The organism is Cyclobacterium sp. L-R, from assembly GCF_056859355.1.
Window position 1 is genome coordinate 1 of sequence record NZ_JBSXOH010000075.1, and the last position, 21675, is coordinate 21675.

General features: G+C 38.1%; 21 protein-coding genes and 1 tRNA gene. 18 read left to right on the forward strand and 4 right to left on the reverse strand.

The genetic code is table 11. The features are described 5' to 3' along the window. Window positions 1–116: 116 nt before the first annotated feature. On the reverse strand, window positions 117–1214 hold the full coding sequence (locus tag AC13EX_RS13465; RefSeq protein WP_048640529.1) for an AI-2E family transporter: 1098 nt from the start codon (window positions 1212–1214) through the stop codon (window positions 117–119). A gap of 546 nt (window positions 1215–1760) precedes the next feature. Here AC13EX_RS13465 and AC13EX_RS13470 point away from each other — a divergent pair. From AC13EX_RS13470 to AC13EX_RS13480, 3 genes are all read left to right on the forward strand, one after another. Continuing rightward, entirely contained in the window at window positions 1761–2912 is a 1152-nt protein-coding gene (locus AC13EX_RS13470; RefSeq protein ID WP_482893077.1) for an MBOAT family O-acyltransferase, read from the forward strand. Window positions 2913–2916: 4 nt separating this feature from the next. Then, on the forward strand, window positions 2917–3876 hold the full coding sequence (locus AC13EX_RS13475; RefSeq protein WP_482893078.1) for a hypothetical protein: 960 nt from the start codon (window positions 2917–2919) through the stop codon (window positions 3874–3876). 124 nt (window positions 3877–4000) lie between these two features. Continuing rightward, the gene (locus tag AC13EX_RS13480; protein WP_482893079.1) at window positions 4001–4729 is read left to right on the forward strand and encodes a DUF4197 domain-containing protein; all 729 of its coding nucleotides are present in this window, start codon (window positions 4001–4003) and stop codon (window positions 4727–4729) included. A 135-nt stretch (window positions 4730–4864) separates the two neighbouring features. On the opposite strand, the gene AC13EX_RS13485 is transcribed toward AC13EX_RS13480, so the two are convergent. Further along, window positions 4865–5284, reverse strand: a complete 420-nt coding sequence (locus AC13EX_RS13485) for a hypothetical protein (protein WP_482893080.1) — start codon at window positions 5282–5284, stop codon at window positions 4865–4867. A 567-nt stretch (window positions 5285–5851) separates the two neighbouring features. On the opposite strand from AC13EX_RS13485, the gene AC13EX_RS13490 reads away from it, so the two are divergent. Together AC13EX_RS13490 and AC13EX_RS13495 are read left to right on the forward strand one after the other, a co-directional pair. Next, a complete protein-coding gene (locus AC13EX_RS13490; protein WP_482893081.1) occupies window positions 5852–6022 on the forward strand; it encodes a hypothetical protein in 171 nt (56 codons plus the stop codon). A gap of 1 nt (window position 6023) precedes the next feature. Beyond that, on the forward strand, window positions 6024–6311 hold the full coding sequence (locus AC13EX_RS13495; RefSeq protein WP_482893082.1) for a hypothetical protein: 288 nt from the start codon (window positions 6024–6026) through the stop codon (window positions 6309–6311). Window positions 6312–6585: 274 nt separating this feature from the next. Here AC13EX_RS13495 and AC13EX_RS13500 read toward each other — a convergent pair. Beyond that, window positions 6586–6667, reverse strand: a tRNA-Leu gene (locus AC13EX_RS13500). Between the two features lie 166 nt (window positions 6668–6833). Continuing rightward, entirely contained in the window at window positions 6834–7604 is a 771-nt protein-coding gene (locus tag AC13EX_RS13505) for an SAM hydrolase/SAM-dependent halogenase family protein (RefSeq protein ID WP_048640524.1), read from the reverse strand. Window positions 7605–7704: 100 nt separating this feature from the next. Here AC13EX_RS13505 and AC13EX_RS13510 point away from each other — a divergent pair, with 100 nt between their 5' ends. The 13 genes from AC13EX_RS13510 to gldG all read left to right on the forward strand — a co-directional run bounded on the left by AC13EX_RS13510 (window position 7705) and on the right by gldG (window position 21663). Next, entirely contained in the window at window positions 7705–8667 is a 963-nt protein-coding gene (locus AC13EX_RS13510; RefSeq protein ID WP_482893083.1) for a PhoH family protein, read from the forward strand. Further along, the gene (locus AC13EX_RS13515; protein ID WP_482893084.1) at window positions 8664–9104 is read left to right on the forward strand and encodes a GNAT family N-acetyltransferase; all 441 of its coding nucleotides are present in this window, start codon (window positions 8664–8666) and stop codon (window positions 9102–9104) included. The genes AC13EX_RS13510 and AC13EX_RS13515 overlap by 4 nt, the downstream gene beginning before the upstream one ends. 43 nt (window positions 9105–9147) lie before the next feature. Beyond that, on the forward strand, window positions 9148–9714 hold the full coding sequence (locus tag AC13EX_RS13520; RefSeq protein WP_482893085.1) for a DUF3575 domain-containing protein: 567 nt from the start codon (window positions 9148–9150) through the stop codon (window positions 9712–9714). Between the two features lie 348 nt (window positions 9715–10062). Further along, on the forward strand, window positions 10063–12039 hold the full coding sequence (locus AC13EX_RS13525; protein ID WP_482893086.1) for a ComEC/Rec2 family competence protein: 1977 nt from the start codon (window positions 10063–10065) through the stop codon (window positions 12037–12039). A gap of 65 nt (window positions 12040–12104) precedes the next feature. Then, window positions 12105–14027: a RecQ family ATP-dependent DNA helicase gene (locus tag AC13EX_RS13530; RefSeq protein WP_482893087.1), complete on the forward strand. Its 1923-nt coding sequence runs from the start codon at window positions 12105–12107 to the stop codon at window positions 14025–14027. Beyond that, window positions 14024–14611, forward strand: a complete 588-nt coding sequence (locus AC13EX_RS13535) for a hypothetical protein (protein WP_482893088.1) — start codon at window positions 14024–14026, stop codon at window positions 14609–14611. Before AC13EX_RS13530 ends, AC13EX_RS13535 begins: the two co-directional genes overlap by 4 nt. Before the next feature lie 3 nt (window positions 14612–14614). Next, a complete protein-coding gene (locus tag AC13EX_RS13540) occupies window positions 14615–15166 on the forward strand; it encodes an NUDIX hydrolase (RefSeq protein ID WP_482893089.1) in 552 nt (183 codons plus the stop codon). Window positions 15167–15249: 83 nt separating this feature from the next. Further along, window positions 15250–15963, forward strand: a complete 714-nt coding sequence (locus AC13EX_RS13545) for a tetratricopeptide repeat protein (RefSeq protein WP_482893090.1) — start codon at window positions 15250–15252, stop codon at window positions 15961–15963. Further along, the gene (locus AC13EX_RS13550) at window positions 15963–16925 is read left to right on the forward strand and encodes an L-threonylcarbamoyladenylate synthase (protein WP_482893091.1); all 963 of its coding nucleotides are present in this window, start codon (window positions 15963–15965) and stop codon (window positions 16923–16925) included. Before AC13EX_RS13545 ends, AC13EX_RS13550 begins: the two co-directional genes overlap by 1 nt. Before the next feature lie 38 nt (window positions 16926–16963). Then, window positions 16964–18163 carry a phosphoglycerate kinase gene (locus tag AC13EX_RS13555; protein WP_482893092.1) on the forward strand — a complete coding sequence of 400 codons (1200 nt, stop codon included), beginning with the start codon at window positions 16964–16966 and terminating at the stop codon, window positions 18161–18163. Window positions 18164–18352: 189 nt separating this feature from the next. Further along, window positions 18353–19261 (forward strand): gliding motility-associated ABC transporter ATP-binding subunit GldA, encoded by a 909-nt coding sequence (gldA, locus tag AC13EX_RS13560; protein ID WP_482893093.1) that lies wholly within the window; start codon window positions 18353–18355, stop codon window positions 19259–19261. A gap of 4 nt (window positions 19262–19265) precedes the next feature. Then, complete coding sequence (gldF, locus tag AC13EX_RS13565) at window positions 19266–19988, forward strand: gliding motility-associated ABC transporter permease subunit GldF (protein ID WP_048640513.1); 723 nt, start codon at window positions 19266–19268, stop codon at window positions 19986–19988. Then, window positions 19981–21663, forward strand: coding sequence for a gliding motility-associated ABC transporter substrate-binding protein GldG (gene gldG, locus AC13EX_RS13570; RefSeq protein ID WP_482893094.1), 1683 nt, complete (start codon window positions 19981–19983; stop codon window positions 21661–21663). Before gldF ends, gldG begins: the two co-directional genes overlap by 8 nt. The last annotated feature ends 12 nt before the right edge of the window (window positions 21664–21675 follow it).

The following is a 21675-nucleotide window of genomic DNA, read 5'->3' on the forward strand; positions in this document are numbered from 1 at the left end:
CAGACTGTTTGGAGATTTTAGCATAGCACCGCTATGGTGAAATTGAAAACAGCAACGAAGTGGCTGATTTTAAAGCGATTTCAGCACGTAATAGAATGTCTACTGCATATTTCGGGTTAAAACTTGTCCTTTATTTTTGAGAACCAAGAGCGTGAATTGCTACTTTTATCATTGAATTGATCATCTCCCAATAGCATGCCTAGTGGTTGTAGTGGTTCGTAATGATCGCAAACAACCTTGAGCATGGCTGCAAAAGGCAGGAACAGTATCATTCCTGCTACACCCCATACTGAAGCACCTATAATTAAACTTAAAATGGCGGCCAGGGCATTTACATTAACACTATTTCCTACCACTTTTGGACTTAAGAAGTTACTTTCAATTACTTGAATAAGCCAAAACATAATCGCCACAGCTATGGGGACCCATAATTCATCCTTAGACATAAAGGCATAGAGTACCGGGATGCTTGCGCCAAGAGTGGTGCCTACATAAGGTATTATGGATAGAGAGGCTGCTAAAAAGCCAAATAGGAAAGGGTTGTCTAGACCTATAATCCAAAGACCTGTACTGTTGGCAAAACCAAGTATAATGATTAGTGTCAGCATGCCAGATAGATATTTTTGACCGACCAACTGGATTTTTTTAAGCATGTGGTGGTACTCTGATTTTTTATTTTCCGGGGCGAAACGTTTAAAGGCAGATACAAGTCCTTCTTTGTAAATCAGGAATAAAAAGGTATAAATAATTGTAGTGAAAAGTCCGGTGAAAAAACTGGTTGTGCTACTAAAAGTAGTGCCCAAAATTTCCGTTGCGCCGTCCTTGGCCCAGGTTTTGGCATCAGAAAGGACTTTATCTTTTTCTAGGTTGCCTAAAAAGCTGACGTTTTCATTCAAATAGACAATAGAATCAGAAAATAGATTCATCAACTTATCTCCGAAATTTGTTAATTCATCTGAGAGTGAAATTATCTCTGCTGAGAAAAAGGTGAAAACACCCAAAATTATCAGAAAGAAGGTCAAGAGGACCAGAATTGCAGCGAGAATAATAGGCACACCCTTGCGCATAAGTATATTATGTAAAGGGTGAAGAATAAAGGAAAGCAAAAGGGCAAAACATAAAGATATCAGTACACTTTTTGCCAAAACCATGGCAAATAAAAGCAGAAAGACAAAAGCAAGCGCATAAAAGGCTTTTTGAAAGGAGAGTTGCATAAGTATCTTTATTACAATTTATAGTTAAATAGTTTATATTTGTATTGAAATAGGTTGTAAAACTGAAAATTTATTTTTTCAGGTATAATATTTCATCAAATGAGCGCATTTACTTAGATTTACTTCTTGTGTTAAAAGTTTGTTTGGCTGTCAGTTAATAGTTGAGCAATAATATTTAAGGTGATCACTACGATGTAATCGAATTGTAAGTACCTGATTCTACTTCGTCTTTAGGTTGAAGTTTCTGATTGTTCACAAGCCACAGAAATAATCAACATTTATAATTATTTGTAACTTTTTAGCTGAACTTCAAATAAAATGTTATTTAATTCTTTTGAATTTCTTTTAGGGTTTTTACCTATAACTTTATTTGTATTTTATTTCTTTGGACCCAGGCTTAAGTCACCTTTCACGGGTCTTTGGTTACTAATTTGCTCCTTATTTTTTTACGGTTGGTGGAATCCTGCTTATTTGTTTTTGATCTTTTTTTCAATTGCATTCAATTATTTAATTTCAAAAAGAATCTATCCCGGACAGAAGAAAACGTTGATTTTTGGTATAACCATCAATTTACTTGGTATAGTATTTTTTAAATACACTGATTTTATAATTTACAACCTGAACTTTGTTCCTGACCTCTCTTTAGGTTACCTCAATTTGGTATTACCCCTTGGGATCTCATTTTATACTTTTCAACAAATCGCTTACCTGGTAGACAGTTATAAAGGAACCAAGAAAGAAAAAGACCTGTTTTCTTACGGTTTATTCGTGTCTTTTTTTCCACAGTTAATAGCCGGGCCCATAGTGCACCACACCGAAATGATGGGACAGTTCAGGAATCCCCTCCTGACAAAATTGAATTACGACAACCTCTCTCGGGGATTGTTTATTTTCATGATGGGCTTGGCCAAGAAAATCGTAATTGCTGATAGTTTTGCTCAAATAGCTAACAAAGGATATGCCAACGTTTCTACTTTGGGTTCAGGAGAAGCATGGGCCTCCTCTCTTGCCTATTCAATGCAGCTTTATTTTGACTTTAGTGGGTATTCAGCCATGGCAATTGGCTTGGGGCTATTGTTTAATATCAGACTTCCACAAAATTTTAATTCTCCCTACAAATCACTTAGCATTAAGGAGTTTTGGAGAAACTGGCACATGACATTAAGTAGGTTTCTCAGAGATTATGTATATATCCCTTTAGGAGGGAATAAGAAAGGAAATTTCAGAACAAGTGTTAACCTAATGACAACCTTCCTCTTAGGAGGGGTATGGCACGGTGCAGGCTGGACATTTATCTTCTGGGGTTTTTTGCATGGTATAGCATTGGTGATTCATAGGGAATGGTCTAAACTTGGGGTGGCTTTACCGAAGATCCCAGCTCTTTTGTTAACATTTTTGTTTGTAAACATTACTTGGGTGTTTTTTAGAGCTGATTCATGGAGTAGCTCCCTAGAAATGTTGTATAAAATGTTCAGTAAAGTGCCCGGTACGGAAGGGTTTTATCTGGTAAGTAACTACTATGACCTTCCAGTATGGATAGCAGGAGTGGTCTTGCTTTTTGTTCCAAATGCCATTGAAATGGGTAGGAGGCTTAAACCTACCCTTACTTATTTGCTACTTAATGTATTGTTGTTTTTGCTAAATGTGATTTACTTAAACTCCATTGTTAAAAATGACTTTTTATATTTTGACTTTTAGGCCAATGGAAAAACAGTTTAAAAAATACTTTCTTTTATTACTTTCTGCCTGCATTGGCATTGTGTTGCTATTTGGTGCGTTAAATGTTTTTCTTGATGTTTTTGGCCTATTTGATTTTAGGGATAAAGATAAAGTAAGGGTCTATGGAGAAGAGCGGTTTTCAAAATACTTGATGACTTTCAATCATATCCCTAAACATTTTGAAGGAATAATTCTTGGTCCTTCCCTTTCCGCCAACCTCAACCCTCAAGTCATCCCTGATAAAAACTATTACAATCTTAGCCTAATGGGAGCGAGGATGGATAATGTGTTGTCCTTGGCGAGCAATATATTGGAGAACAATGGCATTATTAAGGAAGCTATTGTGTGTATTCATCCCTATGTGACAGCTGATACTGGGGCTAAGGGTACAGGTTTTATGAATCCTGACACCTACTGGAAAGCTTTTGGGTCAGTAAACCTTTTGAGGGTTTATGGTTTGGGAGTTATTCGAAATCTTAATCTCTGGCCCAGTAAATACCCTAAAAATCAATACCAAGTAAATGGGAGCAATTCCTTTGAATCGCTTTTTAGAGTGGAGGATGTGTCAGGAAGAATTGCTAAAGAAGTGGACAATGTGAAAATCAATGAATTTGAAATCGGTAGTAGGTTTAGAAAAGATTTCAAGACCTTATTGACTTTACTTCATAAACATCATATTAAAACTTTCATTTATTATCATCCGGTACCTTATCCCATTTATCTTGAGCATAGAGATAAAATGGATGATTATTGGGAAGATATACTCTCTGGGACGAAAGTGAAAAAAGAGAAATTGTTCAGTTATTATAATTTCAATAAGCCCGATTTTTCCGGTTTTTCTGGTGATGTGTCCAACTATATAGATCATGGTCATTTAAGTATAAAAGGTCAGGAAACCCTGATAAAAGAGATAATGGTTAAGTGGAATCAGATTGACCATTAATTAATTTTTCTTAAAATTCAACTGATGATGAGCTGTTCTGTCACGTCAGTTCGGAATGTTGGACTTCTGGCATAATAATTGATTTTCTGATCTCTTGAAGATATTTTCAATTTAAAAAACAATAATGAAGCGTTTATCAAAGGTACTTTTTGTACTAGTAGTTTTTTCGATGGTTGGTTGTACTGCTGCTGAAGTTAATAAATTTTTGACAGCAGCCAGTGAATCGGCACTTACAGAAAATGAAGTTGGGAATGGGCTTAAAGAAGCCTTGATAAAAGGGGTGACAGAAGGAGTTGATTTGGCATCAACTACAGATGGATTTTTTAAGAACGATTTGATAAGAATAGCATTGCCTGAAGATGTGCGACGTGTAGAGGCTACTCTCAGGAATATTGGTCTTGGGTCTGAAGTTGATAAGGTGATTATGACCATTAATAGGGGAGCAGAAAATGCAGCCAAAGAGGCAAAGCCTATCTTTATAGCGGCGATCAAGCAGATGACCATTACAGATGCGTGGAATATTTTGAAAGGACAGGATGATGCTGCAACCCAATACTTGCAAAGAACCACTACAGAAAAATTAACGGCCCTATTTCAACCCCATGTTCAGGAATCATTGAATCAGGTGGGCGCTACTAAGTATTATGGAGACCTGGTAGGTAGGTACAATTCCTTCCCGACTACCTCTAGGAAGTTAGATCCGGATTTGAATGCTTATGTTACGCAGATGGCTATAAATGGTCTTTTTCAACTTGTAGCCCAAGAAGAAAAAGCCATACGTGAAAACCCTGCAGAAAGGACTACAGCCCTGTTGAAAAGGGTTTTTGCTGCACAGGATAGTGCTGGGGAATAAGTTTAGGTAGATTTACCAACAATCGTATTATGGAAAGCCAAGTAAGAAAAACCGAGAAACTGGTTTATTTTACTTGGCTTCTTTTTTTATATGTGAAGTCAAAGAGCTATGCCTTTGACTCCCATAAAGAGAAATTTATTTTTTTTCACTAAACCTGTCGTCTAGGAGTTTTAGCCTCGTCAATGTTTTGTCTCCATATTCATGGATTTTCGATGCAAAAGTAATTTTACCCCAGTTGTCATCAATATTTTTTACAATGGAAGCGTATTGTCTACCGCCTTCCCAAGCAATTTGTAATTCCCCACTGCTACTGTCAAAAGACCATTTTCCACTGATCTTAGAGTCCGCTTTTCCATTGATAAGGGCATTTACGATTCCGTCCGGCCTGAACTGAAAATCAATATAGCTTCCATACCTGCTTTGCCAGAAAAAATCTGTAGCTGTTAACTTGGTTTCAAAACTTTCCAATTGTTCAGAAGATATCCCGATAGGGCCATTGCAGCCCAATGTTACAACTAATAATAAAAGAAGTGAAAATTGAATTAATGGCTTCATGCTTCATTTTTATTTAATGGATAAGTAATCCGTTCCCCATGCAATATTGAAAGAAAATCACAAAACTTCGGTTTTTTCGGGGGTAAAAATTATCATGTCGTGTAAATCAAAACCTATTTGTAAAGGCCTAATAAACCATGCATTTACCATTGCCTTAAACAAAATCTTTCTCAAACCTATCCTTTATCAATACGAGATTGGTATTTTTTAATCTCACATAAGATTTTTCTCAAGAAAGCTGAAATCATCTAGGATCAATCGGGTAACCTATAGGCAATATATTTTATGCTGTTAATTAATAGATCATCCTAGATGCTATATGATAACCTCATTGGTTATCAGGTTTGATTATGAAATTTCGGTACAGTATTATTTACCGTTTATATGAATTTCAAATGAGATGGTATTGACAGTTAATCGGGTACAATAAAAACTTTATTCATTTTCAGTTGTTTAAATCATTCAAGCAACCCTTTCTGTATAGGGATAAATTTGGGAGTAAGTTTTTTGAACCTGCCCTCGACCTAAGCATGATTGTAATACAAGTGTTAAGCAATAATAAAATTCATGAAAAAGTTTAAAAAATCCGAAATCGTACTAATCGTATTGGTAGTCATTTTGATCGGAGTATCAGAATATTATTTTCTTATAGAAAATGAGCCACTAAAAGCCATTTTCATAGGATTGTGGTGCCCGACCATACTTGGCTTTTTGATTTTATTTAAAATGAAAAGGTAATATGGGAAATTTAGATGTAATTATTTTGACAATAGTGGTGGGAGTATCATTTGTGGTATTTATTATTTCTTCAGTACAAGAATTTATTCGAATGGAAGAAGAGTCTTGGGAATATGAAAAGGCAACAGGTCCAAGTAGAGCTGCTTTATTCAATGCATTGAGTGCTCTATTTGAGGAAGATAAAATCCCAGAAAAGGACAGAAAGGAGCTTAAAAAAGTTATAAAACGTAGTATTTCTGATATGGAAACGGATGGGGTTTACTTCGATAAGTCTAAAAGAAAAAAATAGCTGAAATAATAACCAACCGAAAATCAGTAGTTTATAGAAGGTGTAAGGTTTGTCTTTCAATTATACATGTATGTATCGGCTTGTGAATCGTATGTTTTAGTTTTTGTCATTCACCAAAAAAGAGAATAATAGAATTTTATTGAAGGAAAACTTTATTTTACCCCAATTCTGTTATTTCCTTTGAAAGCAAGAAATCAAAAACAGTCTACTTTATAAAACGCAAAAACATAAAACGCAAAAACCCCTCCAAATTCACATCTGAAGGGGTTTTGTGTACCCAGGGCCGGAATCGAACCGGCACGCCCGAAGGCATTGGTGTTTGAGACCAACGCGTCTACCAGTTCCGCCACCTGGGCAATTGTGGTAATTCCCATTCCTTGCTGAATGGGATGCAAATATGTGCAAAGAATTTTTTACAAACAAATATTTTATCTGCTTGAAGGCCTCTTTTTTTTATTTTTTTATAGCCTGTCAGGCCTTCTTTCTGACTATTAGTTGATTAATTAATTGGCAAATAAAAAATTAAACTTCAAAATTAACCAAAATAGGACTGTCATACCTCATGCCTAATAAATCTGCCCCATGACCATGGTTGATCCCGATTTCTAATAAGCCTAGACTATTGAAGAAGGCCCAGCAATCTCCTGGCTCTACCTCATCGTAATTGGTTTGAAGTTGATGTACAGACTCTCTTCCAAAGACAATCTCAAATTTACCTGGATTTAATTTATCAAAAACGTCCTTAGGGATATTGGTGATCAAATTGCCATAGATGTCTACCCGAAGTACATAACCTACAATTTGCTTCTTGCTCGCTTTGAAGTGCCGGCCCATCATTTTTTTTATGCTCTGCAGTGGACCTCCAAAATCATGTATGGCTGCCCCACTAGCTACCTTAGCTGCTATTGGAGCCAGAATGTCCTTCGCAGGGAAGGAACTGTTTTTAATATGTATGTCAGAAAATTTAACAATTATTCCTGGATCATGGTCCGCAAGCATACTCAATACACCATTGTTTGGACCTATGAAAATATGTTCGTTTAATTTTATTCCTATATAGCCGTCGGTAATGCTGCTTGTGGTATTTAAGGCTACCAAATGAACAGTTCCCTTTGGGAAATCGTTAAAGGTAGAGCGTAGTAAAAAAGCAGCATGGGCAATATCATATAGGGCAATATCATGGCTAATGTCTACAATAGACAATTGGGGATTGATGGACAGCATTTTGGCTTTGACTACTGGTACATAGTAGTCTGAGTTTCCAAAATCCGAAATGAATGTTACCAAAGCCATATAAGTAAGTCAATTAAAAATTCGTACTTTTGCGTTAAGGATGCACAAAAATAGGTATTTTTAATTTGTTTTTAGAATTAGCTAAACAGAAGAAAATATATTGGTAGAAAAAGTCATAACATTGGAAAATATTTCCCTCCTAGACTTCCTAGGATCGGAGAACGAAAATATCAGGCAGATTTCTGCGGCCTTTCCGCAAAGCAAAATTGTTTCCAGAGGCAATGAAATAAGAATCAAAGGACAAGCACCAGAGATTCTGAAAATTAATGATATCTTAAATATGCTTCTTGAGCATTTTAACCGGTACGGTCAGATGACTCCGGAGAATGTGAAAGAGTACATTGAGTTGGAAGGTACGACAAAGGTGAAGGCTGAGAGCAACAATTCCATTATTCTTTACGGGAATAAGGGAGTGATCGTCAGGCCAAAATCACCCAATCAGAAAAAACTTGTAGACTCCTCATTTAAAAATGACCTTGTCTTTGCTTTAGGTCCCGCAGGTACGGGGAAAACATACATTGCTGTAGCGCTTGCTGTTAGGGCACTTAAAAACAGGGAAGTAAAAAGAATAATAATTACCAGACCTGCAGTAGAGGCTGGTGAAAACTTAGGTTTTTTACCTGGTGATTTGCAGGAAAAACTGGATCCTTACTTGAGACCTATATATGATGCTTTGGGGGATATGGTACCTACTGAAAAATTAAGGTTTTATCAGGAAAATAGGGTGATTGAAATAGCACCTTTGGCTTATATGAGAGGAAGAACCTTGCATGATGCCTTTGTCTTGTTGGATGAAGCCCAGAACACTACGTCTGAACAAATCAAAATGTTTCTGACTCGAATGGGGCCTAACTCAAAAGTAATCATCACTGGTGATCAATCTCAGGTAGATCTTCCTTCCCGTCAAAAATCCGGCCTTAGTGAGTCGCTACGGATTCTCAAAGGTGTCAAGGGGATTGGTGTGGTGAAGCTTTCTGGAAGCGATGTGGTAAGGCATAAACTTGTGAAGTCTATAATAGAAGCTTACGAGAAAAATGAAGTTGAAGCCCATCCAACCAAATGAATTTAGCAGTTAGAAAAATTACAGATAAGCACTTATTGGAGAAAGCTTTTCAAGTCAGGAATCTTGTGTTTGTCAAAGAACAAAAAGTAGAAGCCGACGAAGAGTTTGACGAGCATGAAAATGCAGCCATCCATTTCATAGTGCAAGATGGTGATTTGGCTGTAGGAACAGCTAGGTGGCGCTTTACAGAAAATGGCGTTAAACTTGAAAGGTTTGCCGTATTAAAGGAATATAGAGGGCATGGTGTTGGGGGAATGTTGGTAAAAGCAGTCCTTGATGATGTCATGGCCAATCCGTTAAGTAAGAATAAAACGATATATTTGCATGGTCAAGTGACCGCCTCAGGTTTGTATGAAAAATTTGGATTTGTGAAAAAGGGTGACCTTTTTGTGGAATGCAATATCGATCATTACCTGATGCAGTACATGCCAGGATAAAAATTTTAAACAGAAGTATTTACGTTAAGGCTAACAGTTTTTTATGAGAAATTTTATAGGTGCGTTGGTATTGATAGTGGTTGTGATTTCAGGTAGTTTTCAGGCAAATGCACAGTCCTTTGATGATCCCCAACTTCCGGGAAATGAAATCAAATTGAATATTTTTAATACTATTTTTATTGGCTCGTTGGAATTGGGTTATGAGCATTTCTTGGATCGCAACCAATCCATTGGTTTTGGAATGACCTTTATGGATCGATTTGCCTATGTGTCAGACAGTGGTGAAGGACAAGATTTTAAATCAACTAGTGTTACCCTGGCTTACAATTATTATTTTGTAACTGAATCTAATCCGTCAGGGATTTATGTGTTCCCTTTTTTGAAATACAGAGGAGGATCCTTTACTGAAAAATTTGATAACAATGATATTGTAGAAACTTCACTCAATAGCTTTATTATTGGATTTGGTGGAGGTTACAAGTGGGTGCATAACGACAAATTTGCTTTGGGGCCTTATGTTAGCATTGCAAGAGGTTTCAACAGTGAAGTTTCCGATCGTTTCGATCCAGTAGAATTCAATGCCGGGTTTTCTGTAGGGTTCAGGTTTTAATTGACTGATTTACAGTGCTGAAATACTTGGGTTTATTTTTATTTTATTGATTTTAAGATTAAAGTTGGTTAAATTCTTCCCTGGAACATTAGTTTGTGTAATGGTCCTGGGAAAGAATAAGTGACAGGCGCAATCGTTTAATGTCACTTTTATCGTTTATAACAGTGAAATTTCACCGTTATAATTTGCTGCCCAGAGGGCTTTGTTCATGCTTTTTGTTTTGTCATGCCTCTCGGGTTGATGCTTAAGCGGGCTTTGTCTACAGTCATGTAGATAGGCAGGGCTTCTGAATGGTTTGTTCAGAGGGTAATGTTTGCGGTAGATTTTTGCCAATTTTCTTTTCAAATCATGAAATTCAATGAATTTCCTTTTATTAGGTATACTGTTTTTTTTATTTGTGGAGTTCTATTGTATCCCCAAACTCGGGAGTTTTTAGGGCCTTATTTACTACCAGGTTTGTCGCTTTTTTTTGGGGCTTACCTTGTACTAACCTTTGCCTATAAACCTGAAAGAAAGCTTTATTTTCAAATTTCCCTACCTATTCTTGCCTATTTGTGTTTGATTTTTTTAGGGATGTTTGTGGCTTCAACCAAAGATGTGGATTTGATGCAGGAGCATCTGATTCACTTTCCTGAGGTGAAAAATTACATTGCAGAGGTGCAGGAGGCGGATCAAGTCAAACCTAATAGTTTTGGGAATATGCTTGTAGTTTATGCAGTAGAAACAAGCGATGGTTGGCATCCTGCAAGTGGGAAAATTCAAATTTACCACCAATCTCCAGAACCATTGCTTCCTGAGACTACCTTATTGGTAAGTGGCCAACCACAAATAATTACTGCTCCCTCCAATCCTTCCATGTTTGATTATTCTGCTTACATGGCAAGGAAAGACGTTTATTTCAGTCAATTTATAGGGACAAGTTTCAAGGTGTTATCAGTGCCTGAAAAGGCTTCATGGTCCTCAAGGGTCATTGCTTGGCGACAATACCTAGGGGATAAAGTAGTGTCCTACATTAAAGATCCTTACGCTGTTCAAATTGCTACGGCCTTATTAATAGGGCAAAAGCAAGACTTGGATGACAATTTGAGAGAAGCTTATGCTACGGCTGGAGCCATGCATATATTAGCTGTTTCGGGATTGCATGTTGGGATTATCTATGGTTTCTTTTTTTTAATGTTCAAGCCAGGGAAGAAAAAAGGACTAAAAAGAGCGCTCTATTTGGCTGTCATTGTGGTGATCATTTGGTTTTATGCAATTCTTACCGGGCTTTCTCCTTCAGTACTTAGGTCTGCTACCATGTTCACCTTTATTTGTTTGGCCCAAATGAACTCCCGAAACCCCTCTATATTTAATCCTCTGGCACTTTCTGCATTGGTATTGTTGGTTTACGATCCCTTTTTGATTTATGCCGTAGGGTTTCAATTGAGTTATGTTGCCTTGCTGGGAATTCTATTGTTTCAACCATTGATAAGGAAACTATGGCATCCTGGAAAGAAATGGCAGAGGTATCTTTGGGACATTACAAGTGTAAGCCTTGCTGCCCAGTTGACTACCTTTCCTCTTGCTATTTATTATTTTCATGTATTTCCTACCTATTTTATCTTTACCAACCTTTTGGCCATACCTTCAGCCTTTATTATCATGTCGTTGGGCGTTCCCTTTCTAATCTTTTCAAGCATACCTTTCGTGGCTTCTGTCTTAGGCTGGTTGATGGAGATGGCAATTCGGTTACTTAATTATGGGATTTTCGGGTTGCAAGGGCTCCCTTTTGCCAAAATGGATAGGTTGTACATGTCTTTAACCGAAATGTTACTGTTATGGAGCATACTTTTTTTTCTTTTTCATTGGATAGAGGGTAGGAGAAAAACCCAAGTGCTAACCGTGCTTTGTTTGGTTTTTGTGCTGGGGGGATTTAGGCTTTATTTGACGATTGATAGGGTTTCAAACGACCAAGTGGTGATATATGATCTCAAGAATGGAGCGGTTTTGGACTATCTTTACAATGGTCAACTGTATTCAATAAATTGGGAAGCAGACTCGACTGAAATAAAGTACAATGTGATTCCCCACAGAATTAAGAAAATGGGTATGCCTGTAAGTAAACTTGCTATGCTGAAAGAAGCTGATAATTATATAGTTGCCTTACCAGGTGGAAATACCCTTTGTCTGGATAAAGATACATTTCAACCAAAAGATTTGAGCCATGGACAATTATATTTCTGGAAAAATGGAAAATGGAGGAGTCATGATGAATACGATCAAAAAGATCTTTTTTCTGAGGGAGCCATTAAAATAACTTTCAACAATAAGGGTTCCTCCTTGTGATTGGGATTGATGAAGCGTAATTTGGATAAAAATTATTTACATGCCAAAGGACTTATAGCCACAATATGGATAAGGTAGATACTTCAGCATTAGCCATCCTGAAAAAATATTTTGGGTACCAGGATTTCCGACCGCTTCAGAGGGAGATAGTTGCTGCCATAGCAGAAGGGAAAGATGCCTTGGTGTTGTTGCCTACAGGTGGAGGAAAATCAATTTGTTTTCAAGTACCTGCATTGATGCAAGAAGGATTGTGTCTCGTGATAAGTCCTCTAATTGCCCTAATGAAAGATCAAGTAGATCAATTGAAGAGTAGGGGGATTAAAGCCATGGCTATCCATTCAGGTTTGCATAAGAGAGAAATTGACACCCTTTTAGACAATTGCATATACGGTGACTATAAGTTTCTATACGTGTCTCCGGAAAGGCTTAAAACGGAGCTTTTCATAGAGCGATTTAAAAAAATGAATGTAAACCTCATCGCGGTGGATGAAGCTCACTGTATCTCTCAATGGGGTTATGATTTTAGACCTTCCTATCTGGAAATAGTCGATATTAGGGCTTTAGTTCCAAAAGTACCGATGGTCGCGCTTACTGCATCGGCTACCCTGAAGGTAAGGGAGGACATCATTGACAAATTAGCGCTTAAAGAGCCATCTATTTTCGTCAAATCTTTCAAGAGAGATAATTTGTCTTACTCCGTTCGTTGGGCGGAAAATAAATTGGAGAAAGCAGTAGAAATTCTTCAAAAGGTGCCCGGCACTGCCATTATCTATACAAGAAGCAGGAAAGGGACCAAGGAAACTGCTCAGCACTTACAGCAGCTTGGGATTTCTGCAACCTATTACCATGCTGGTTTGAATCAGGGGATTAGAAATGAAAGGCAAATCAACTGGATCAAGGGAGAAGTACGCGTCATGGTGGCCACCAATGCCTTTGGTATGGGGATAGATAAGGCGAATGTACGTCTGGTTATTCATTTGGATCTCCCTGAAAACCTGGAAAACTATTACCAAGAAGCAGGAAGGGCAGGAAGAGATGGGATAAAGGCATTTGCTGTTCTTCTGGTTCGGGAAATGGACTGCATCTCTTTGGCCGAAATGGCAGATATTGCATACCCTCCTGAGGATTTGCTAAAAAGAGTGTATCAATGCCTGGCAAATTACTACAGGTTGGCTGTAGGTAGTGCTCAAATGACAAGTTTTGACTTTGATTTTCTGGATTTTACCCGAGCCTATAATTTGGATGTTCCTCTTACATACAATGCCATAAAAGTTCTTCAAGAAGAAGCCTTTTTGCTTTTTTCAGAAAGTGTGTTCCTTCCCTCAACCTTGCATTTTCTGGTCTCCCAAAGCAAGTTGTATGAGGCGCAGATTGCTTATGCAAAGTTGGACCCTTTGATAAAGCTTTTGTTGAGGTTATATGGTGGAGAATTGTTTGTTAATTATATCCGAATCAAAGAAAGCAAAATAGCCCAATTGTTGAATACTACCGAGAAAGAGGTGGTTGGGATGTTGAAAAAAATGGATGAGCTTGGTTTGGTGGATTTTTCCGGAAAAAAAGATCAGCCTCAAATAACCTTTATTACACCAAGGCTTGACGCGGGATCTTTGCCTTTAAACAAAAAGCGAATAGGGGAAAGAAGAGCTCAGGCTATAGAGAAAGCCCAGAAAATCATAGAATATGCTAAAAACAATAAAATTTGTCGTACGCTACAGATTGTAAACTATTTTGGAGAGAAAGGGGATTTTTCCTGTGGTATTTGTGACAATTGTGTTCAAAATAAAAAAGAAAATAATAAGGCAATTGTCAGAAAAAAATTGATTGATAAAATACTTAAAACTTTAGCAGCAGGAGAGGCGTTTTCACTAAAGGAATTGTTTTCTGAGATCGGAGAAAATTTAGATGAATTTTCTGTAGGTTTGATTAGAGAATTGGAGGATGAGGGGTTGATTTCCACCGAAAAAAATGGTAAAATCAAAAAGAAATGAAATTTATTGAAGACTTAATAGGTAAACTATTTACTGGTAATGCCAATCGGGCAGTTATTAGGGAGAATTTTACTCGCTCTGAAAATGAGGAGCAGGAAGTAATCTCCTGGTTGGCGGCGGAAGAAGGTGAGCAGGTGCTGAAAATGGTTTATGACAATTACCATTTGAAAAAAGCCGGGATTGTAAAGGAGCCAGAAGTTCACCTATTTCATACTTCTTATGCCAATGGTTTTGCAGTTAGTTACGATTCACCATTCAATCCTGAAAATTTCCCTAAATTGTTTTTCGGTCTTGGTTTGAGAACATTGGGTTTGGGGTACAGGATGGTAAGTATGGATCGAAAAATTGACGAGGTCAATGAGCAGGTGCGTACTACTGAAAAGCTGTATTATAAGCCTTTGGTTTCCTTGGATACCAGTTCGGATAAAATAGATCAACGCTATGGTAATGTAAGTATAGAAAAAATTTACCTTGACAATAAACCCAACTACCTGAAAGTTTTGGTGACCTTGTATTCCGATAGGCAATACCACGATGCCAAACCTTTTGACCAGTTTATGGATAAGTTATTCAAAGCAAATTAGTATATGGACAGAGAAAATCTAAAGTGCTTGATTGAAAATTACAGGACACCTTTTGAGGAGGAAAAAGCCATGGTGCCTGCTTTTCTGGATCTTTTAAACGACCCAGACGCATTTAAAAGAGAAAGGAAAAAGGGGCATTTTACTGCCTCTGCCTGGATAGTCAATAAAAGGCGTACCCATACCTTGTTAACACTACATAGGAAACTTCAACGATGGCTTCAATTGGGAGGGCATGCAGATGGAGATGAGAACCTGGTGGAGGTGGCTCTCAAAGAAGCAAAAGAGGAAAGTGGCTTGCATTCTATTCAACTGGTAGACAAGTCAATTTTTGATCTTGATCGACATGTGATTCCTGAAAACAATAAAGAGGAAAGGCATTTTCATTATGATGTTAGATTTCTTATTGAGGCTGAAATGGATGAACCACTTGTAATTAGTCCAGAAAGTAAAGACCTCGCTTGGATAGGTTTTGACATGACGGCCGAATTGGTTGGGTTTAACGACTCGATATTGAGAATGCTAGAAAAAACCAGTAAATCTGAAATCCTGCTATAGGATCTAATCATGTCCTAGCTTTTTGTTCTAACCTTTTGTGGATTGTGCCCTAAGGAATCCTTATCTTTGCAAAAAAAAGTGTAATGCATAAAAATATATGGAGTAGCATCATAGCCCTATTTCTTCTTGTTTCCTGTCAACCAACTTCTGAGGAATTATTCGAAGCTGGCATTGGAGCCTTGGAAAAACAGGATTTTGATACCGCAATTGAGCACCTAAATAGATTGGTTGAAAACGATACGACACATGCTCCTGCATGGAATGCCAGAGGTGTGATCTTCTTCCAAACGGGTAAATGGGACGATGCAATAACATCCTTTTCCCGCTCGATTGAATTGGATGAAAATAATTACAAGCCCTTTTTTAATAGAGGGAATGTATACATGGAAAAAGAGGAGTATAAAAATGCTTTGATTGATTATAACAGGGCCAACGGTCTTGATTTTAATCAGGTGGATATTTATTACAATCGTGGATTGGCACTTTTGGGCCTAGAGATGTACGATGATGCCCTGATAGACTTCGACAAAGCCTTGCATGCTGATCCTCAGCAACCACAGGTATTGTTCAATAAAGCCAAAGCACTTCTGGGGAATAACGATCCTCTGAATGCCATTGCTACACTTGAAGAGTTGACGAAGATTGATACTAGAAATGGAGCTGCATTTTATTTATTGGGAGTGACTGAGATGAGCGCTTTGGGTAAAAAAGAGGAAGGTTGTGAGCATTTGCAGACAGCCTTTACCCTAGGTTATACTCAGGCTAAAGATTGGTTAGACGAATTCTGTAAAGAATAATGGCTGAGATTGGAAAAGACATTGAAAAATCGGCAGCTTTATTGGCATCGGGAGAACTCGTAGCCATTCCTACCGAAACGGTTTACGGTCTGGCAGGCAATGCCCTTGATGAAAAAGCCGTTGTACAAATTTTTAAGTCTAAAAACAGACCTAGATTTGATCCTTTAATTGTACATGTGGCCGGAATAGATCAGGTGTATAATTATGTGGAATCTATTCCAGAGGAGCTTAAAGCTTTGGCTGAAGCTTTTTGGCCAGGACCCCTTACTTTATTGCTGACCAAGAAAAGTATAATTCCTGACTTGGTGACTAGCGGGTTGGGGAAAGTAGGGGTTAGGGTGCCTAATCATGCCCTTACCTTAAGCTTATTAGAGCGCTTAGACTTTCCTTTGGCTGCTCCAAGTGCAAACCCTTTTGGTTATATTAGCCCGACTAGTGCAAGCCATGTTCAGGATCACCTTGGAGATAAGCTGGCCTATATTTTGGATGGAGGTCATTGTGAAGTCGGTCTTGAAAGTACCATTGTAGGTATGGAGGAGGGACAGGTTATCATTTACCGTCTTGGCGGAATTTCAGTGGGTGCCATTGAAGAAATTGTAGGTAAGGTGCTTATTTTACCTCAATCAAGCAGTAATCCACAATCTCCCGGTATGCTAAAAAGTCACTATGCGCCAAGAAAACGCATGATTTTAGGTGATCTTGATGAGCTAATGCTACAGCATCAGTCTGAAAAGGGAGATTTTGCAATTCTTTCCTTTAAACGTTCCTTTTCCGATGTCCCAGCGTCCAATCAAGTGGCATTAAGTAGTTCTGGAGATTTTGATGAGGCAGCCAGGAATTTGTTTTCTGCAATGCGTCGCCTTGACGAAACAGATACAAGCTTGATTCTAGCTGAAGAATTGCCCGAAATACACTTAGGGAAAGCGATAAATGACCGGTTAAGGCGGGCTGCTGCCAAATAAAATGTTTATTTTTGAAGATAATATTAAACCTATAACGCATGAACAATCGAATTAAAACAGTTGATAATGTTGATTTTAGTGGTAAAAAAGCACTTGTAAGAGTGGATTTTAATGTTCCTCTTGATGATCAATATACCGTCACAGACAACACTAGAATCGCTGCAGCTTTGCCAACGATCAAGAAAATCCTTAAAGATGGTGGATCGGTTATTTTAATGTCCCATCTTGGAAGGCCAAAATCCGGACCAGAAGATAAATTTTCTTTAAGACATATCGTTACCGAGTTGAATAAGGAACTAGGCTTGTCTGTAAAATTTGCTAAGGACTGCATTGGTAATGAGGCTACTCAATTAGCCACTAGCCTGAATGCTGGAGAGGTTTTGCTTTTGGAAAACTTACGTTTCCATAAAGAAGAAGAAAAAGGAGACAAGGATTTTGCAGGTAAATTGGCCAGTCTTGGTGATATTTATGTGAATGATGCATTTGGAACTGCCCATAGGGCCCATGCTTCTACAGCGATTGTAGCTGAGTTTTTTAACGATAAAGTGGCAGGTTATTTAATGCAAGCTGAATTAGAAAACGCCGAAAAAGTATTAGGAGCACCTGAAAGACCTTTCACTGCCATCATGGGTGGAGCTAAGATTTCGGACAAGATCCTACTTATCGATAAATTACTTGACAAGGTTGACAATTTAATCATTGGTGGAGGTATGTCTTATACTTTTGCTAAAGCCCAGGGAGGAACCATTGGAGATTCTTTGTTGGAAGAAGATAAAATGGCCCTTGCGCTGGAGCTTTTAGAAAAAGCCAAGCAAAAAAATGTAAATCTAATCTTGCCGGATGACACTGTTATATCTACTGACTTTGCCAATGACGCTGAGCAAAGCACAGCTAAAAAAGGACAAATTCCTGACGGTTGGATGGGATTAGATATTGGGCCTGAAACACAAGCTAAATTTGCCAACATTATTAAAGACTCTAAGACTATTCTTTGGAATGGCCCAATGGGAGTTTTTGAAATGAGTAGCTTTGAAAAAGGTACAAAGGCAATTGCCGAAGCAGTTGTTGCGGCTACTGAAAATGGTTCCTTTACGCTTATTGGCGGTGGTGATTCCGCAGCAGCAGTTAATAAGTTTGGCTATGGTGAAAAAGTGTCTTTTGTGTCTACAGGTGGTGGCGCTTTGCTTGAACTGATGGAAGGTAAAGTATTGCCAGGAGTAAAAGCCTTAGAACCCTAAGTTTTAATCCGAACTATGCAATTGGATTCCTGTTAATTAAGGATGGCTACTGCATAGTTCGGTTATAATTTTATCTTTTATTTGAGCGTTCCTTTTATAAGAATAAGGGAGAAACGACGTTAGAATTACAAACAATAGCTCCTTATTAAAAGTGTTAATGCCTTTGCTAGGTTGATTAGCATTTGAATTATGTCCATAGAAATTCAACAACTTTCAAAAAGTTTTGGGGACCAATTGGTTCTCGATAATGTTAGTTTTCAAGCGAATCCTGGACAGGTGTTGGGTTTTTTAGGACCAAATGGTGCTGGTAAGTCTACCACTATGAAAATCATTACAGGTTTTCTTCAGGCTGACTCCGGTGAAGCATTGGTCAACGGCATTTCGGTAAAAAAGCATTCCCGAATAATTAGCAAATTGATAGGGTATTTGCCTGAACATAATCCTTTGTATGAGGAAATGTACATCCCCGAATTTTTATCCTTTATAGGTGGACTTTATCAGATGAAGAGAAATGTTCGCAATGAAAGGGTGAAGATTGTGATGGAGCAGTGTGGGCTCAGTCATGAGCTGCACAAAAGAATAGGTAACTTGTCTAAAGGTTACAAACAAAGGGTTGGCTTGGCAAAGAGTCTGGTACATGATCCTGAAATAATTATTTTAGATGAGCCAACTACCGGTTTGGATCCCAACCAATTGGTAGAAATCAGGCATCTAATTAAAGAAATTAGCAAAAACAAAACGCTTATTTTAAGTACCCATATTATGCAGGAGGTTGAAATCCTATGTGATAAGGTAGTCATTATCAACAAAGGCAAACTGGTGGCGCAAGATTCACTTCAAAACCTGAAAGCCAGTGCTGGAAAATCCATAGTTTTACTGGAAACAGAGGAAACCATAACGGACAATTGGTTAACAGGGCTTTCTTTTAGTGCCCTGGATAGAAAAAGGCCAGGCTTGCTGGCCCTAACTTGCAAGGATCCTAAGAAATTAAGAATTGAGCTTTTCGAGATGATACAAAAACATAACCTGAACTTGGTGAGTATTAGCCAGGAAGAAATAAACTTGGAATCTGTCTTTCATAGCTTAACCAAAAGTTAGAGAGATGTGGAGCCTGTTTATAAAGGAAGTCAATGCTTTTTTTAGTAACCTTTCAGCCTACCTGATTACCTCTGTATTTTTAATTTCATTGGGTTTGATAGTGTGGGTGTTTCCAGGCACAAGTGTGCTGGAATATGGTTATGCAGATCTTGAACCCTTGTTTAGTTATACCCCCTTTGTTTTCATTTTCTTACTGCCAGCCATTACCATGAGGATGGTTGCTGAGGAAAGAAAAACGGGTACTTGGGAGCTGCTTAAAACTTCCCCATTAAACAGTTCTCAGATAGTTATCGCCAAGTACTTTGCTGCCTTGGCGCTTTTATTTTTCTCTTTAATCCCAACATTGATTTATTATTTCAGTATCGTCCAACTTGGAGATACTATAGGGAATATTGACAGTGCTGGGTTCTTTGGTGCCTATATTGGTTTGTTTTTGGTAGGCGCACTATTTGCATCTGTTGGGCTTTTTAGTTCCTGCATTACTTCCAATCAGATCGTTTCTTTCGTAATAGCAGTGTTCATTTCCTTCTTGTTGTATGGTGGGATAGGAGCGATGGCATCGCTTACTTCAGGTGATTTGGCTGTTTTGTTGGAAGGTTTGGGTACCGATTTTCATTATGAACAAATGGGGCGAGGTGTTATTGTCTCCGAAAATATTTATTACTTTTTGGGAATGATACTTACCTTTTTGGTGTGTTCTTGGGTTTTGATCAATAGGGATGAATAGAAATTACAAGTCCCTTTTGTATGGGGCAACCGCTTTAATGCTGATATGGTTTTCAGTTGCTAATCTGGAAAGATGGTGGTCTTTCAGGTTGGACATGACTGAGGAGGGTAAATACAGTATAGGGCAGGCTACTCTGGACGTACTGGAGGAGATGGACGGACCATTGGAAATAGATATTTTATTGGTTGGGGATGATCTTCCTCCTGGGATGAAACGCTTCCAGAGAAATATAGAGCAGACATTGAAGACTTTTCGCTCTTATAGTAGAGAAGATATATCAATCAACTATTTGGATCCATTGCAAATGGTCGCAGAGAAAAGTGAGGCCTATATTTTAAAAATTTCAGATTATGGAATTAACCCTACCAATTTGCATAGCAACCAAAATGGCACCCAGTCTACTCAACTTATATTTCCAGGGATTGTTCTTCGTTCTGCATCTAAAGAAACGGGTGTGCTATTGCTGAAAGGGGAACTTGGAATGGGGCCTGAAGAAACCCTTAATCTCTCTATTGAAAACCTTGAATTCGAAATCAGCCAAGCGATTAAACGTTTGTACACCAGAGACAAGCGTGCCATTGGAATAGTTATTGGGCAAGGTGAAATGGTTGAGGATGAGGGGTATGGAATGGTGGAGGCGCTAAATGAAGATTTTGAGGTATATAAAGTTCCTTTTGATCAAGCTAAAAGTGTGGAGGATCTACTGACTTTTGAGGTGTTGATTGTGGCAGGTCCCAAGTCTGCTTATGGGGAGAGGGAAAAGTACCTGCTCGATCAATTTTTAATGTACGGAGGTAATATTCTGTTTATGCTTGATCAGATGGCGGTAAACATGGAAGAAGCAGGAGGTAAGGGAACAGTGTCTATGCCTTTAGATACCGGTCTGGATGATCTATTATTCCGCTATGGTGTACGCATAAATAAAGATCTTGTTCAGGATTTGAATTTCGGTTATTTCCCGGTGGTTTCAGGTGAGTTTGGCAACCAGCCTCAAATTGTACCACTTCCTTGGCCATTTTATGTGCAGGCAGGAAAAATGGCAAGTCACCCTATTACCAAAGGCTTGGATGTGGTTCAGTTTCGGTTCGTGAGTACGATTGATACAGTAAAAGCAGAACTTGTAAAAAAGACTCCTTTGATTTTCTCCAGCAATTATAGCAAAAGGCAAAGCGCTCCTGTTCGTGTAGCTTTTGTAGACATGGCAATCGAACCTGATGTCAAATCCTTCAATAGTGGAAGTCTTCCATTGGCATATTTACTAGAAGGACAATTCACTTCATTCTTCAAAAATCGTTTTGTACCGGAAGAATTTGATAAAAATAAGTTTTTACCAGAAAGCAAAGGAGGGAGAATTCTTGTTTCCGGAGATGCAGATGTGATAAAAAGTTGGATACAGCCCCAGGAAGAACAACCGCTTCCACTTGGTGTCAATCCCTTTTCCGAAAGTAACACTGCAAACAGAACTTTTTTACAAAACACAGTTAATTATATGGTGGCCCCAACAGGCATAATCGCTAGTAAGACCAAAAGTTTTGAGATTAGACCATTAAATAAAGTTAAAATTAAACAGCAGAAATCCATGTGGCAGTTAATCAATATTGTGATTCCTGTATTGGTAGTTGTGCTTATAGGCTGGATTAGACAGGTTTTCAGGAAAAGGAAATACGCTAAATGAAAAGAATTAAAA